Source organism: Phenylobacterium sp. LjRoot225 (assembly GCF_964252855.1).
Lineage (GTDB): Bacteria > Pseudomonadota > Alphaproteobacteria > Caulobacterales > Caulobacteraceae > Phenylobacterium.
Genome location: NZ_CAXUPL020000001.1, coordinates 1,689,633 through 1,703,253 on the forward strand (window position 1 = coordinate 1,689,633; position 13,621 = coordinate 1,703,253).

At 68.1% G+C, this 13,621-nt stretch carries 12 protein-coding genes; 4 read left to right on the forward strand and 8 right to left on the reverse strand.

Features of this window, described 5'->3' with window-relative positions; all coding sequences use genetic code 11:
• Positions 1-33: 33 nt before the first annotated feature.
• The 6 genes from ACSQ2B_RS07965 to ACSQ2B_RS07990 all read right to left on the reverse strand — a co-directional run bounded on the left by ACSQ2B_RS07965 (position 34) and on the right by ACSQ2B_RS07990 (position 8,719).
• Positions 34-1,077 carry a rod shape-determining protein gene (locus ACSQ2B_RS07965; RefSeq protein WP_012522835.1) on the reverse strand — a complete coding sequence of 348 codons (1,044 nt, stop codon included), beginning with the start codon at positions 1,075-1,077 and terminating at the stop codon, positions 34-36.
• A 363-nt stretch (positions 1,078-1,440) separates the two neighbouring features.
• The gene (locus tag ACSQ2B_RS07970; protein WP_436048831.1) at positions 1,441-2,232 is read right to left on the reverse strand and encodes a TOBE domain-containing protein; all 792 of its coding nucleotides are present in this window, start codon (positions 2,230-2,232) and stop codon (positions 1,441-1,443) included.
• On the reverse strand, positions 2,229-3,020 hold the full coding sequence (locus ACSQ2B_RS07975; RefSeq protein WP_436048833.1) for a molybdenum ABC transporter ATP-binding protein: 792 nt from the start codon (positions 3,018-3,020) through the stop codon (positions 2,229-2,231). Before ACSQ2B_RS07975 ends, ACSQ2B_RS07970 begins: the two co-directional genes overlap by 4 nt.
• 253 nt (positions 3,021-3,273) lie before the next feature.
• The gene (locus ACSQ2B_RS07980) at positions 3,274-4,851 is read right to left on the reverse strand and encodes a 2-isopropylmalate synthase (RefSeq protein ID WP_436048835.1); all 1,578 of its coding nucleotides are present in this window, start codon (positions 4,849-4,851) and stop codon (positions 3,274-3,276) included.
• A gap of 329 nt (positions 4,852-5,180) precedes the next feature.
• Positions 5,181-7,625, reverse strand: coding sequence for a TonB-dependent receptor (locus ACSQ2B_RS07985; protein ID WP_436048837.1), 2,445 nt, complete (start codon positions 7,623-7,625; stop codon positions 5,181-5,183).
• Positions 7,626-8,011: 386 nt separating this feature from the next.
• Positions 8,012-8,719, reverse strand: a complete 708-nt coding sequence (locus ACSQ2B_RS07990; RefSeq protein WP_436048838.1) for a TVP38/TMEM64 family protein — start codon at positions 8,717-8,719, stop codon at positions 8,012-8,014.
• A 140-nt stretch (positions 8,720-8,859) separates the two neighbouring features.
• On the opposite strand from ACSQ2B_RS07990, the gene ACSQ2B_RS07995 reads away from it, so the two are divergent.
• Positions 8,860-10,062: a pyridoxal phosphate-dependent aminotransferase gene (locus ACSQ2B_RS07995; RefSeq protein ID WP_436048840.1), complete on the forward strand. Its 1,203-nt coding sequence runs from the start codon at positions 8,860-8,862 to the stop codon at positions 10,060-10,062.
• A 169-nt stretch (positions 10,063-10,231) separates the two neighbouring features.
• Here ACSQ2B_RS07995 and ACSQ2B_RS08000 read toward each other — a convergent pair whose 3' ends face one another.
• Positions 10,232-10,468 (reverse strand): DUF2171 domain-containing protein, encoded by a 237-nt coding sequence (locus tag ACSQ2B_RS08000; protein WP_436048841.1) that lies wholly within the window; start codon positions 10,466-10,468, stop codon positions 10,232-10,234.
• A gap of 61 nt (positions 10,469-10,529) precedes the next feature.
• On the opposite strand from ACSQ2B_RS08000, the gene ACSQ2B_RS08005 reads away from it, so the two are divergent.
• Positions 10,530-10,706 (forward strand): DUF4169 family protein, encoded by a 177-nt coding sequence (locus ACSQ2B_RS08005; RefSeq protein WP_436048843.1) that lies wholly within the window; start codon positions 10,530-10,532, stop codon positions 10,704-10,706.
• A gap of 96 nt (positions 10,707-10,802) precedes the next feature.
• Positions 10,803-11,015: a ribbon-helix-helix domain-containing protein gene (locus ACSQ2B_RS08010; RefSeq protein WP_436048845.1), complete on the forward strand. Its 213-nt coding sequence runs from the start codon at positions 10,803-10,805 to the stop codon at positions 11,013-11,015.
• Between the two features lie 10 nt (positions 11,016-11,025).
• Here the strand turns inward: ACSQ2B_RS08010 and ACSQ2B_RS08015 are convergent, their stop codons facing one another.
• Complete coding sequence (locus tag ACSQ2B_RS08015; protein ID WP_436048846.1) at positions 11,026-11,151, reverse strand: hypothetical protein; 126 nt, start codon at positions 11,149-11,151, stop codon at positions 11,026-11,028.
• A gap of 117 nt (positions 11,152-11,268) precedes the next feature.
• Here ACSQ2B_RS08015 and ACSQ2B_RS08020 point away from each other — a divergent pair, with 117 nt between their 5' ends.
• Positions 11,269-13,617, forward strand: coding sequence for a UvrD-helicase domain-containing protein (locus ACSQ2B_RS08020; protein WP_436048848.1), 2,349 nt, complete (start codon positions 11,269-11,271; stop codon positions 13,615-13,617).
• Positions 13,618-13,621 lie beyond the last annotated feature (4 nt).

Consider the following 13,621-nt stretch of genomic DNA (forward strand, 5'->3'; position numbering starts at 1 on the left):
CCGCCCCTGTTGAACGCGCGAGTCGCTCAAATGTTACGCCAGTGTGGACTCCAGGACACCCTTCATCCACTTGGGATGTTCGAGCACCTTGCCGCAGCCCAGGGCGACGCAGGACAGGGGGTCGTCGGCGACGGTCACCGGCAGGCCGGTGTGGTCGCGGATCTCGGCGTCCAGGCCGCGGAGCAGAGCCCCGCCCCCGGTCAACATGATGCCCTTGTCGGCGATGTCCGAGGCGAGTTCCGGCGGCGTAGCTTCCAGCGCCATCTTCACCGCGTCGACGATCTGGCCGACCGGCTCGGACAGCGCGTCGGACGCCTGCTTCTCGCTGATGCGCACTTCGCGCGGCACGCCCTGCATCAGGTCGCGGCCCTTGACCTCGATCGACAGGCCCTCGCCGTCGGCCGGCGCGCGGGCGGTGCCGATTTCCTTCTTGATCCGCTCGGCGGTGGTTTCGCCGATCAGCAGGTTATGGTTGCGGCGCATGTAGCTGATGATCGCCTCGTCCATCTTGTCGCCGCCGACGCGGACCGAGCGCGAATAGACGATGCCCGAGAGCGAGAGCACCGCCACCTCGGTGGTGCCGCCGCCGATGTCGACGACCATCGAGCCGGTCGGTTCGTGGATCGGCAGCCCGGCGCCGATCGCCGCGGCCATCGGTTCGTCGATCAGGCCCACGCGACGGCCGCCCGCATTGAGGCAGGAATCGTTGATCGCCCGGCGCTCGACCGCGGTGGCGCCCGACGGCACGCAGACGATCACCTTGGGGTTCACGAAGCCCTTGCGGTTGTGAACCTTGCGGATGAAGTACTTGATCATCTCCTCGGCGACTTCGAAGTCGGCGATGACCCCGTCGCGCATCGGGCGGATGGCTTCCATGTGGCCGGGCGTGCGGCCGAGCATCTGTTTGGCCTCGATGCCGACAGCGTGGACCACCTTGCGCCCGCCCACGTTGCGCAGCGCGACCACCGAGGGCTCGTTCAGAACGATGCCCTTGCCCTTCATGTAGATCAGGGTGTTGGCGGTTCCGAGGTCGATGGCGATGTCGTTCGAGATCGCGCCGAAGAGGGAAGAAATCATGCAGGGCCCTGGTGAATGGGGGCTGGAACGGCTGGTCCGCCAGCGACGGAATGCGACTTGATAGACGCCACAGATTGCGCCGAGTCGCTACGTCCGTCCTGGCAGGCTTGTCGTTCGTGTGCCCTGCCCTATGGGTGAATTCAAGCGGGAATGCATCGCCTGCGCTTTCGCGTCGCGCGCGAATCACGCCCTGACCACGCCTTGGGCGGCGCGAAATCTCCCCTTCGCCTCCTTCGCCCCTGAGGAGAGCCTCACTCGGCGGGGTCGCAGGGGGTCAAAGCCGCTCACGTACCCTTGATCGGCGGGCAGCGAGTTTGCGGGGGACGAGATTTATCCGTCTACGCCGCGACTCCTTGCCGCTGGCTAATCGACCGCAAGGATGACGTGGGAGGACTTGATCAGCGCCGTCACCCGCTCTCCGACGGCGATGTCCAGCGCCTGGGCGCTTTCGAGGGTGATGGTCGCGGTGATCGTCTTGCCGCCGCCGATGGCGAGGGTGACCTCGCTGGAGATCGCGCCGTCCTCGCGGCCGACGACCTCGCCCGGGATCTGGTTGCGGGCGGAGGTCTTCAGTCCTTCGCCCTTCGCCAGCAGGACGAAGCTCGACTTGATCAGGGCGATGGCGGGCTTGCCGACCGCCAGGCCGAGCTCTTCGACGCTGAGGCGCGTCAGCACGGCGGTGATCTCCACCCCCTCGGCGAAGCGCAGCCCCACCTCGCTGGTCACCGCGCCCTCGGTGACACGGCTGATCTCGCCGCGAAGGGCGTTGCGCGCACTGGTCCGCATGCCGAGGCTCCAGAACAGATCGCACGCGGTGTCGCCCGAGATCCCGGCCTCGAGCCTCGCGAGCGCGGCGTCGACCTCAATCTGCACCCGCCGAAAGCCCGCCGCAACGGCGCGGCCGCGCGGCGTGGCCGCGGCGGCGCCGCCGGCCTTTCCGCCGGGCGCGGCCTCGATCAAGGGCTTGTCGAACAGGTTGTTGAGCCCCTGGACGATGTCCCAGGCCCCCTTGTAGCTGAGCCCCAGGCGCTTGGCGGCCGCCGAGATCGAGCCCAGTTCGTCCACCGCCTCGATGAGGGCGACGCGATCGAGGCCGATTCGCGGGGAGATCCCCCGCTTCAGGCTCACGGCCACGTTCAGGTCTTCGGCGCTCATGCCTCGCCCACCTTGCGGGCCTCGCCCGCCACGATCGGATCGATCGACAGTCCCGCCGCCAGGGCGGCCCGCGCCAGGGCCTTAACCTGGTTCGCCTCCAGCAGGGCCAGCGGATCGCCCGCGGTGCGCGACAGTTCGCTCGCCGGGCCGCGGAGCCGGCCGCCGTCCATCCGCAGCACCCGATCCGCCAGCCTGGCGATCTCCAGGGCGTCGTGGCTGACGTAGAGGATCGGCAGCCGCAATCGGCGATGCAGGGCTTCCAGATACGGCAGGAGCTCGGCCTTGCTGGCGGCGTCCAGGCTGGAGAGCGGTTCGTCCATCAGCAGCAGCTCGGGCCGGGACAAGAGCGCGCGGGCGATGGCGACCCGCTGACGTTCGCCCCCCGACAGGGCGGCCGGCGAGCGGTCGAGCAGCGCCTCGAGCCCCAGCATGGCGACCGCGTCGTCGAAGGCCGGCCCCGGCCTCTCGCCAGCGCGCCGGGCAGCGAACTCCAGGTTCCGCTTCACCGACAAATGGGCCAGCAGGCTCGGCTCCTGGAAGACGTAGCCGATCCCGCGCCGATGCGGCGGGACGAAGCGCCGGGCGTCCTGCCAGACGGCCTCGCCCACCATCACCTCGCCCTCGGCCCGGGCCAGGCCCGCCAGGCAGCGCAGCAGGGTGGTCTTGCCCGCCCCGCTCGGCCCGATCAGGGCAGTGACGCCCTCGGCGGGGACCTCGGCCTCGGCGTCGAGCTGCAGACCGCCGAAGCGGCCGCGCAGGCGAAAGCGGATGTGGCTGGGCTGGCTCATGCGTGGGTGACGCACTCCTCGTTATGAACAAGGAGCCCATAACCGACCATCGCCCAAACACCTACCTCCCCCGCGAAGCGGCGGGAGGGGGACCGGTCGCCGAGCGAAGCCATGGGATGGGGCGTATCCGCGCGTGGCGTGGGCGCTTCGAAGCGGCGAGGCTGTGCGCACGGCTTGCCCCCTCCACCACGCCCTCTCCGGGGCGCGATCCCCCTCCCGCCGCGCTTTGCGCGGGGGAGGTAGGCCCCCGCCCTCAGAACCCGCTCGCCACCCGCGGGCCCGGCGCCGTCTTCTCCTTGCGGGCGAAGAGGTTGTTGAGGGCGTTGACGTAGGCCTTGGCGGACGCGGTCAGGGTGTCGGTGTCGGCGGCCTGGCCGGTGGCGATGCAGCCGTCTTCCTCCAGCCGCACCGAGACCTGGGCCTGGGCGTCGGCGCCCTCGGTCACCGCATGCACCTGGAAGAGGCGCAGCACCGCCTCGTGCGGCACGGCCAGGTGGATGGCGTTGAACACTGCGTCGACCGGACCGTCGCCGGTCGCGGTGGCCGAACGGTCCTCGCCGTCGATTGAGACCGTCAGGAAGGCCTCCTGAGGACCGCCGGTGCCGGCGATCACCCGCAGGCGCTTGACCTGGATGCGATCGGCGGCCGAGGCCAGGGCGTCGTCGACCAGGGCGACGATGTCGTCGTCGAAGACGTGCTTCTTCTTGTCGGCCAGGTCCTTGAAGCGCTGGAAGGCCTCGTCCAGCGCGTTCTTGCCCAGCTCGTAGCCGAGCGCCTTCAGCTTCTCGCGGAAGGCGTGGCGGCCGGAGTGCTTGCCCATGACCAGGTTGGTGGCGCCCTGCCCCACGTCCTCCGGCTTCATGATCTCGTAGGTCTCGGCGTTCTTCAGCATCCCGTCCTGGTGGATGCCGCTCTCGTGGGCGAAGGCGTTCTTGCCGACGATCGCCTTGTTGAACTGCACCGGGAAGCCGGTGATCGCCGAGACGTAGCGCGAGGCGCGGGTGATCTGCTGCGGCTCGACGCGGGTGTCGTAGGGCAGCTTGTCGCCGCGCACGCGCAGCGCCATGACGATCTCCTCCAGCGCCGCGTTGCCGGCGCGCTCGCCGATGCCGTTGATGGCGCACTCGATCTGGCGCGCCCCGCCCTGGACGCCGCCCAGGCTGTTGGCGACCGCCAGACCCAGGTCGTTGTGGCAATGGGTCGAGAAGATCACCTTGTCCGCGCCGGGCACGGTCTCGATCAGGTCGCGGAAGATCTCCGCATATTCCGACGGGTAGGTGTAGCCGACCGTATCGGGGATGTTGATGGTCGTGGCGCCGGCCTTGATCGCGGCCTCGACGCAGCGGCGCAGGAAGTCGCGGTCGGTGCGGGTGGCGTCCTCGGCCGACCATTCGACGTCGCCGATCAGGTTGCGGGCGTGGGTCACCGAGCGGGTGACCATCTCCAGCACCGTCTCCGGCTCCATCTGCAGCTTCCACTTCATGTGCACCGGGCTGGTGGAGATGAAGGTGTGGATGCGGCCGCGCTTGGCCGGCTTCAGCGCCTCGGCGCAGCGATCGATGTCGCCGGTGGCGGCGCGGGCGAGGCCGCAGATGGTGCTCTCGGTGACGATCTCGGCGATGCCGCGGACCGCCTCGAAGTCGCCGTTGGAGGCGATCGGGAAGCCCGCCTCGATCACGTCGACGCGCATTTCCTCGAGGATCTTGGCCAGCTCGAGCTTTTCCGGCAGCGACATGGAAGCGCCGGGCGACTGCTCGCCGTCGCGCATGGTGGTGTCGAAAATGACGACGCGCTCGCGTGCGGCGTCGTTGGAGTTGGCGGACTGGATCATGGGTGCGGCTCTTCGCGGAATGGGGACAGGCGGACGAGGAGGAAATCCCCTGTGCGCCCGGCCGCGAAACGACGCAGCCTGCTAAGGCGCCCAGGGGCGGCTAAGCCCCAGCGAAAGGAGAAGCAGGCTGTCGTGCCCGGTGCGCATGGGCAGGATTTACCCTTTTTGGGCCCTGAACGCAACGTCCGCGTCGCCCACCCCCGCGCCGCGGGCTTGCGGCGCACGATTTTACCCAGACCGACAAAAAGGGCGGACCAAGTCCTGCGACCCGCTCCGCCCCAAACCTCGTTCCCGGAGGCGACCCGAAGGGCCGCCCGAGGGCTCGCCGCTTAGTTGAAGGGCCTGACCGTGAGCCGCAGCCAGAACTCCCGGCCGCGATCCATCCAGCAGCCCAGTTCGTCGGTGCCGGCCGGTCCACGAATCGGGGACGTGACCGCGCCGGTGATCTCGCTTCCTGGGAACAGCCCGCCCTGGGCGTTGGAGTTGGAGCAGTTGCCGCTCGTCAGCTCGTTGGTCAGGTTCTTGCCGATGATCGCAAATTCCCAGCGATCCCTAGGTCCTTGGAGCGCCAGACTAAGGTCGGTCTTGAAGGTGGACTTCTGATAGTGGACCAGGCCAAGGCCGGTGAGATATTTCGACGAGAACTGGTTGTTGTTGCTGAGCACCACGCTCATGTCGTGGCCGATGTCGGTCTCGTAGTCGAAGCCGAAATTGGCCTGCCACTTGGGAGCCCGGACCAGGGGCAGGCCCGACTGGCTCATGGTTGTGAAACCGCCCCGCCCGCCATTGACGTTCGGGTCGAAGGTCGCGTTGCATCCGTCCGCAACCGTCTGGCCGCCGTAGCAGGGCACGCCCTCGAGCGACTTGAACTGGGCATGGTTCCAGTTGAGCGAGGCGTTCAGGCCGAGGCCTTCGAACCACTCCGGCCGATAGGCGACGTCGGTCTCAATCCCGGTGACGAGGGCCGAACCGGCGTTGATCGTGCGGGTCACGGGGACCCCGTTCTCGACCGGAATGATGGCCCCGACCTGCAGGCCCGTGTAGCGATAGTTGTACCAGGCCGCGTTGAACAGCAGGCGGCGGTCGAGCCAGCGGCTCTTCATGCCGACTTCCCCGCCCTGCACCTTTTCGTCGCCGAACGCATTGCTCGGCGTCGCCGTCGGCGGGGTGGCGGTGTCGAAGGAGCCAGACTTATAGCCGCGCTTCAGGGCGCCGAAGACCGTGAAGTCGTCAGTCGGCCTGTAGGTGATGGTGAGTTCCGGCGAGGTCGTCTTCGAGTGGACCTCGGGGGTGATCAGAGGCACGGGAATCTTGACGCCCGTGGTTTCGTCGACGCCGACGTCGGTGCGCTTCTCGTCCGTGTAGCGGGCGCCGAAGGCGACCTCGACTTCCGGGATCACCCTGTAGCGGAGCTGGCCGAAGACCGAATTGGTCTTGATGTCGACTGTCTGGGTGCCCTTCTGCAGGAGCGCGGGAAAGAAGAGGGTCGTATTGCCCTGCAGGCCGACCAGATCCGAGAATCTCGCGCGCTGCAGGAAGCCGCCGGCGGTGAAGTTCAACGGCCCGGCGAAATCACTGTTCGCCCGCAGTTCCTCGGTCCATTCGCGGCGATGGAAGCCGTTGGTCACGGCGAAGAGCGGCCCGCTGAAGCCGCTCGTGGTCGTGTTGAACAGGCTGGACGAATGGAGAAGGTAGTAGCCCGTCGTCGAGGTCAGCGCCACGTCGGGCCGCAGCCGATAGTTCAGCTCCAAGGTGCCGAAGGTCTGGGTGGATTCGGTGTAGCCCGTGCCGCCGTTTGGCAGCCCCCCGTACACCTCGGGGACCATATCGACCATCGAGGCGTGCCGGTCGATCTTGCACTTGTCGTTCGGGTCGAGGAACTGAATGGGACCGACAAATGTCGTGACGGGGCCGACGCCGTCCGGGCAGACGGCCAGTTGGAACGCGCCCGCCTCCGTCACCTTGTCGCGCACGTGATTGAGTTTCAGCCGGGCGTCGAACTGGCTCGTCGGATTCCACAGGACCGTGGCCCGCAGCATATAGCCCTCGTCGGGGCTCAGCCGGTTATCGTCCGGCGCGCGCCCGCCGCGCACGCCCGTGGTGGCGTCGTTCTTGTAGAAGCCGTCCTGGGCGTCGTACTGGCCGGCCAGGCGAACCTTGACGGTGTCGGTCACCGGCCCGGAGACAATGAGCTGGAGTTGCCGCTCGCGGGCTTCGAATTCGTACCCGGCGCGCGCGATGACCTCGACCTTGTCGGTCGGATCGGCGGTGCGGATCGAGATCACCCCGCCCGGGCTGCTCTTGCCGTAAAACAGGGCCTGGGGACCTTTGAGCACCTCGACCTGGCTCATGTCGAAGAAGCCGCTCGAATAGGTCAGGCCCTGGGTCAGTTGCAGGCCGTCGAGGTTGAGCGAAACCGACTGGTCGACGCCGGGGTTGAAGGTCGTCGTCCCCACCCCGCGGAGCGAGATCTGCGTCCCGATCGACAGGATCGAATCCCCGAGCTTGATGCCCGGCACCAGGGTGGCGATGTCCTTCAGATCCTGGGTCTGGTAGCGCTGCAACTGCACAGCTGGAAGCGCAGTTTCGATGACCGGCACGTTCAGGATCGATTCCTGCCGCTTCCGCGCCGTGACGATGATTTCGGTGAGCTGGCTAGGCTGCGCCGCCTCGGCGCCCGGCTGAGCCGCCGCCGGCGATGCGGCGAGAAGGCCCGCGCCGGCCATGGCCAGCAGCGAGCAGGTGGACGCCAAAAGTCGCACTCGAGTCATCATGTTTCCCCTCCTTGAGCGCCCGTCGTTGGTCGCGGGCGTCCTGGAACCTCATTGGCAAGCCGAGGCTCGCGGATAGAAGCTTCGAGGGGGTGTCGGGATGGCGCCGAGGCGGGCTTCCTCACGTTTGGACGACCCTCCCACGCGCGCTGGTTGCAACGCGTCACGTCGTCCGCTGTCAAGAGGCGGAATAGAGCTCTCGCGAGCCGCCGATCCTAGTCTCCCCTAGTATTTCTTAGTTTCGGAGATGAGGGCCGACCTTGCCCTCACCGTCAAGGCGGGCAAGTTCGATTTGGTTTGAGGTGTGAACAACTCGACACAACCCTGCGCTGATCCGGGGCGGCGGGTCACGGCCGCAAACGGGCCATATTGAAGCGCTGCAGCGCTGGCTAGTCCGTGGACTTCGCGCGCGTGCGCAGCCATAGCCGGGCCGCCCAGCCGATCCCGATCCAGACCGCGAGCAGCAGGACCAGCCATAGAGCGTCGCGTCCGAGGTCTCCACGCATGGCGCGGGCGATGGAGTTTCCGGCGAAGGCGGTAAGCGCGATCTTCGGCACGATGCCGAGCGCGGTCCCGGCGGTGAAATCGACGGCGCGCATCGGCGTCACGCCGGCGGCCATGTTGACGACGATGAACGGGGCGGAGGGGACCAGGCGCACGATCAGGCTGGCCAGGAAGCCGTTCTGCCCGATGTGGTCCATGAACCGCTTCACCCCGGCGCCGGAAAACTGCTCCAGCGTCTTCGCCCCCGCGGCTCGGCCCAGGTAAAAGCCGACCAGCGAGGAGGCCATGGTGCCGATCCAGCTGTAGGCGAACCCCGTCCAGCCGCCGAAGGCCACCACCGCCGCAGCGATCAGCATGAACTGCGGCACGCCGACGAAGGCCAGGGCGGCGAAGGCCGCCACCGCCATCGGCAGCGCCAGGGGGCCGCTGGCCGCGCCCATCCAGCTCTCGACCGTCGCCTCGCCGCTGAAGCCGAGGACCTGGGCCCCGAAGACGAAGACCAGGCCGACGCCGCCGAACAGCAGGAAGGAGGCGATCAGAGTCCGCCAGGCCTTGGCGTCAATGTTCGAAAGGAACTGCAGGAGCCGGCGCATGTGGGCGCCTCAGGTCGCCGATTGCGCTTAAGCGGTCAAGCACAGCTGACCGAAAGGCGGGTTTGCCGCGGAAGACAACTGGGCTAAACCCCGCGCGCGTTTCGCCCTTTTTCACCCTCAAGCCGGGAGCACACCCCGCCATGTCGCTGCAGTCCGCCGCCCTTTCCCGCGTGAAGCCCTCCGCCACGCTCGCGGCCGACCAGAAAGCGCGCGACCTTCGCGCCCAGGGCCGGGACATTATCGGCCTGGCCGCCGGTGAGCCCGACTTCGACACGCCGGACAACATCAAGGAAGCCGCCATCAAGGCGATCCGCGACGGCAAGACCAAGTACACCAACGTCGACGGCATTCCCGAGCTGAAGGAAGCCATCTGCGCCAAGTTCGCCCGCGAGAACGGCCTGACCTACAAGCCGTCCCAGGTGAACGTCTCGCCGGGCGGCAAGCCGGTGATCTACAACGCCCTGGTCGCCACCCTGAACCCGGGCGACGAGGTGCTGATCCCGACGCCCTACTGGGTCAGCTATCCGGACATGGTGCTGCTGGCCGGCGGCGAACCCCGCTTCGTCACCACCAGCGCCGCGACCGGCTTCAAGGTGCAGCCCGCCGAGCTCGAGGCGGCGATCACGCCGAAGACCCGGTGGCTGATCCTGAACTCGCCGTCCAACCCGTCGGGTGCGGCCTACACCAAGGCCGAGCTGCGCGCCGTCGCCGACGTGCTGCTGCGCCATCCGCACGTCTGGATCCTGACCGACGACATGTACGAGCACCTGGTGTTCGACGACTTCGAGTTCTGGACCATCGCCCAGGTCGAGCCCGCCCTCTACGACCGCACCCTGACCATGAACGGGGTCTCCAAGGCCTACGCCATGACCGGCTGGCGGATCGGCTACGCCGCCGGTCCGGAAGCGCTGATCAACCTGATGCGCAAGGTGGAGAGCCAGACGACCTCCAACCCCTGCTCCGTCTCGCAGTACGCCGCCGTCGAGGCGTTGAACGGCACCCAGGCCTTCATCAAGCCGAACCAGAAGCTGTTCCAGGGCCGGCGTGACCTGGTGGTCTCGATGCTCAACCAGGCGACCGGCCTGCACTGCCCGACGCCGGAAGGCGCCTTCTACGTCTATCCGTCCTGCGAAGGCCTGATCGGCAAGACGGCGCCCAGCGGCCGCGTCATCGGCTCGGACGCCGACTTCGCCAACGAGCTGCTGGAGACCGAGGGCGTCGCGGTGGTGCACGGGACGGCCTTCGGCCTCTCGCCCTTCTTCCGCATCAGCTACGCCACCGCCAATTCGGTGCTGGAAGACGCCTGCAGCCGCATCCAGCGCTTCTGCGCGGCGGTGAAATAGGATCACTCCTTTCCCCCTCGATGGGGGAAAGGTTGGGTTAGGGGGTGTTCGCACGGCGGGCCTGGCTGGAGCGCGTTAGGCGCCTGCGCCAAGATGCGCTTCGATCGTCCGCCCTGGCGAAACACCCCCATCCCCACCCTTCCCCCATCGAGGGGGAAGGGCTTTGGCGTTAGTGCTTCTCGCGCCACTGGGCCTTGGCGGCCGCCTTGGTGCGGTTGAGGTGGACCGCCTCGTCGTCGACGGACTCCACCCAGGTCAACGGGATCATGTGGTGTTTCAGGCCGGACGCCAGGTCCAGCTTGGTGAGTTCGATCTCGTCGCCGATCACGTGATCGACACGCCCGACGTGACCGCCATCAGAACCGACCACCTCCATGTGCTCGTGAATCTGCGAAGCTTGCACCATGATCTGTCTCCTCGCTCGACGTTGCGCGCTTTAACGGGACGAGGCCGCCGGAGGTTTCCACATGACCGAGCCGATCAATCTGAACAGGGCCCGCAAGGCCCGCGCACAGGCCGCCGAAAAGGCCCAGGCGGCCGAGAACCGCGTCCGCTTCGGCCGCACCAAGACGGAGAAGACGGTCTCCAAGCTCGAGGCCGAACGCGCCCGCCGCGCCCATGAGCAGGCCAAGCGCGAGGATTAGCGGCGCGCAGGGTCGGCATTCTCAGACCGCTCGGGCCGCTTGTGTTGAACCACAAGCCCCTTGATCCGGCGCAGGCTTCAGCGAGAAACCTGAGTCATGCCCCTTCTGCGCAAACGCTCCCTCCAGCTCGCCGGCCATCGCACCTCCATCGCGCTGGAGCCGGAGTTCTGGGCGGTGCTGGAGCAGATGGCCACGGCCCGAGCCGCGAGCCTCGCGGGGCTGGTCCTGCGCATCGACGCCGAGCGCGGCGACCGCCCGTTGGCCTCGGCCTGCCGCGTCGCCGCCCTGGCCTTCGCCGCGGCGCGCTGACTCCCGCCGTTCAGCCGACCGGATTCAGCATCCCCAGCGCCAGCACGAATAGGGCCACCACCAGCAGGCCGAGAATGCCCCAGACGAGCGGCGGCATTGCACTACGGCGCGGCGACGGCGGCGGCTCATCGGACATCGGATCACTCGGTGTCTGCGCGGGGCTGCCCGGCCTCGCGTTCAAACACCCTCTATGTGGCGAAGTTCCGTCGCTCCGGGCCTTCAGGCCTTAAGCCGCGGGCGCGGCGTGCTACATATGTTCCCCATGCCCCCCTCCGAATCCCCCTTCGACCCCGAGCTGCCGGCGCCGCGCATCAGCGAGCTGGCGCGGCCGCGCGGGCCTGCGCCCGACTATCTCGAGGGGCTGAACCCCGAACAGCGTGACGCCGTCGAGACCACCGACGGTCCGGTCCTGGTGCTGGCCGGCGCCGGCACCGGCAAGACCCGGGTGCTGACCACCCGCCTCGCCCACCTGCTGGCGGTGGGCAAGGCGCGGCCGTGGGAGCTGCTGGCCGTCACCTTCACCAACAAGGCCGCCCGCGAGATGCGCGAGCGGATCACCGCCATCATCGGCCCCCAGGCCGAAGGCCTGCGCTGGCTGGGCACCTTCCACGCGATCGCGGCCCAGATCCTGCGGCGTCACGCCGAGCTGGTCGGGCTGAAGTCGAACTACACCATCCTCGACACCGACGATCAGGAGCGGCTGCTCAAGCAGCTGCTGGAAGCCGAGAACATCGACGCCAAGCGCTGGACGCCGAAGGCGCTGGCCGGCCTGATCGACCACTGGAAGAACCGGGGCTGGACGCCCGAGCGCCTGCCGCCGGCCGAGGCCGATCAGTTCGCCAACGGCAAAGGCCAGGCGCTCTATCGCCAGTACCAGGAGCGGCTCAGGGTGCTGAACGCCTGCGACTTCGGCGACCTGCTGCTGCACAACCTGACCATCTTCACGTCCCATCCGGACGTGCTGGCCGACTACCACGAGCGGTTCCGCTACCTGCTGGTCGACGAATACCAGGACACCAACGTCGCCCAGTACCTGTGGCTGAGGCTGCTGGCGCAGAAGCGGCAGAACGTCTGCTGCGTCGGCGACGACGACCAGTCGATCTACGGCTGGCGCGGGGCGGAGGTGGACAACATCCTCAGGTTCGAGCGCGACTTCCCAGGGGCCAAGGTGATCCGGCTGGAGCGCAACTACCGCTCGACCAGCCACATCCTGGCCGCGGCCTCCGGCCTGATCGCCGCCAACAAGAGCCGGCTCGGCAAGACGCTGTGGACCGAGGCGCAGGGCGGCGAGAAGGTCATCGTCCGCGGGGTCTGGGACGGCGAGGCCGAGAGCCGGCTGATCGCCGACGACATCGAGACCGCCAAGCGGGCGGGACGCCGCTATCGCGACATTTCGATCCTGGTCCGCGCCTCCTTCCAGATGCGCGCATTCGAAGAGCGCTTCGTGATGCTGCAGATCCCCTACACGGTGGTCGGCGGCCCCAGGTTCTTCGAACGGGCCGAGATCCGCGACGCCCACGCCTATCTGCGGCTGATCCAGAGCCCCGACGACGACCTGGCCTTCGAGCGGATCGTCAATGTCCCCAAGCGCGGCATCGGCGAGACCACCGTGCAGAAGCTCCTGCAGGTCGCCCGTCTGAACGGCGTCTCGGCCAGCGCCGCGGCCCGCGAGCTGGTGCGCACCGACGAGCTGGCGGCGCGCACCCGCACGGCGCTCGCCAACTTCCTGCGCGATCTCGACCGCTGGCGCGCCGAGGCCGAGCGTATCGCGCACCCCCGCCTCATGGAGGCGGTGCTGGAAGAGAGCGGCTACACCGACGCCCTTCGCCTGGACAAGGGCCCGACCAGCCAGACGCGGCTGGAGAACCTCAAGGAGCTGGTCCAGTCGATGGCCAACTTCGAGACCCTCGGCGGCTATCTGGAGCACGTGTCGCTGGTCATGGACCTCGACCGCGGGCCGCAGGCCGACGCGGTGCAGATCATGACCCTGCACTCGGCCAAGGGGCTGGAGTTCCCGCTGGTCTTCCTCCCGGGCTGGGAGGAAGGCGTCTTCCCATCCCAGCGCAGCATGGACGAGAAGGGCGACAAGGGCCTCGAGGAGGAGCGCCGGCTGGCCTACGTCGGCATCACCCGCGCCCGCGAGGAGGCGCGGATCTCCTTCGTCGCCAACCGCCAGGTCTACGGCCGCTGGACCAGCCAGCTGCCCAGCCGCTTCGTCGACGAGCTGCCGATCGCCCATGTCGAGGCCTCCTCCGAGACCGGCTACTACGGCGGCGGTCCGGGCATGCAGCAGCACGGCAGCCGCTGGGACGAGAGCCCCGCCTTCGGCGCCGGCTATTCCTCTCCCGGCTGGAAACGCGCCCAGGCCAGCGGCTACCGCGGCAGCCACCCGGGCCGACAGGCGGTGATCGAGGGCGAAGGCCGTCTGGTCGCGGTCTCGGCAAGCTCGGCGGCCAGCGCCTACACGCGCGGCGACCGGGTGTTCCACGTCAAGTTCGGCTACGGCAAGGTCGCCGCGGTCGAAGGCAACAAGCTGACGGTCAATTTCGAAAAGGCCGGCGAGAAGAAGGTCATCGACAGCTTCGTGGAGAAGGCGGGGTAAGGCG

Bases quoted from the DNA above. Each gene is read 5' to 3' on its own strand.
- ACSQ2B_RS07990 (WP_436048838.1), bottom strand. From the start codon at position 8,719: ATGCGCCGGCTCCTGCAGTTCCTTTCGAACATTGACGCCAAGGCCTGG.
- ACSQ2B_RS07995 (WP_436048840.1), top strand. From the start codon at position 8,860: ATGTCGCTGCAGTCCGCCGCCCTTTCCCGCGTGAAGCCCTCCGCCACG.
- ACSQ2B_RS07980 (WP_436048835.1), bottom strand. From the start codon at position 4,851: ATGATCCAGTCCGCCAACTCCAACGACGCCGCACGCGAGCGCGTCGTC.
- ACSQ2B_RS08005 (WP_436048843.1), top strand. From the start codon at position 10,530: ATGACCGAGCCGATCAATCTGAACAGGGCCCGCAAGGCCCGCGCACAG.
- ACSQ2B_RS07965 (WP_012522835.1), bottom strand. From the start codon at position 1,077: ATGATTTCTTCCCTCTTCGGCGCGATCTCGAACGACATCGCCATCGAC.
- ACSQ2B_RS08020 (WP_436048848.1), top strand. From the start codon at position 11,269: ATGTTCCCCATGCCCCCCTCCGAATCCCCCTTCGACCCCGAGCTGCCG.
- ACSQ2B_RS07970 (WP_436048831.1), bottom strand. From the start codon at position 2,232: ATGAGCGCCGAAGACCTGAACGTGGCCGTGAGCCTGAAGCGGGGGATC.
- ACSQ2B_RS08000 (WP_436048841.1), bottom strand. From the start codon at position 10,468: ATGGTGCAAGCTTCGCAGATTCACGAGCACATGGAGGTGGTCGGTTCT.
- ACSQ2B_RS07975 (WP_436048833.1), bottom strand. From the start codon at position 3,020: ATGAGCCAGCCCAGCCACATCCGCTTTCGCCTGCGCGGCCGCTTCGGC.
- ACSQ2B_RS07985 (WP_436048837.1), bottom strand. From the start codon at position 7,625: ATGATGACTCGAGTGCGACTTTTGGCGTCCACCTGCTCGCTGCTGGCC.
- ACSQ2B_RS08010 (WP_436048845.1), top strand. From the start codon at position 10,803: ATGCCCCTTCTGCGCAAACGCTCCCTCCAGCTCGCCGGCCATCGCACC.
- ACSQ2B_RS08015 (WP_436048846.1), bottom strand. From the start codon at position 11,151: ATGTCCGATGAGCCGCCGCCGTCGCCGCGCCGTAGTGCAATGCCGCCG.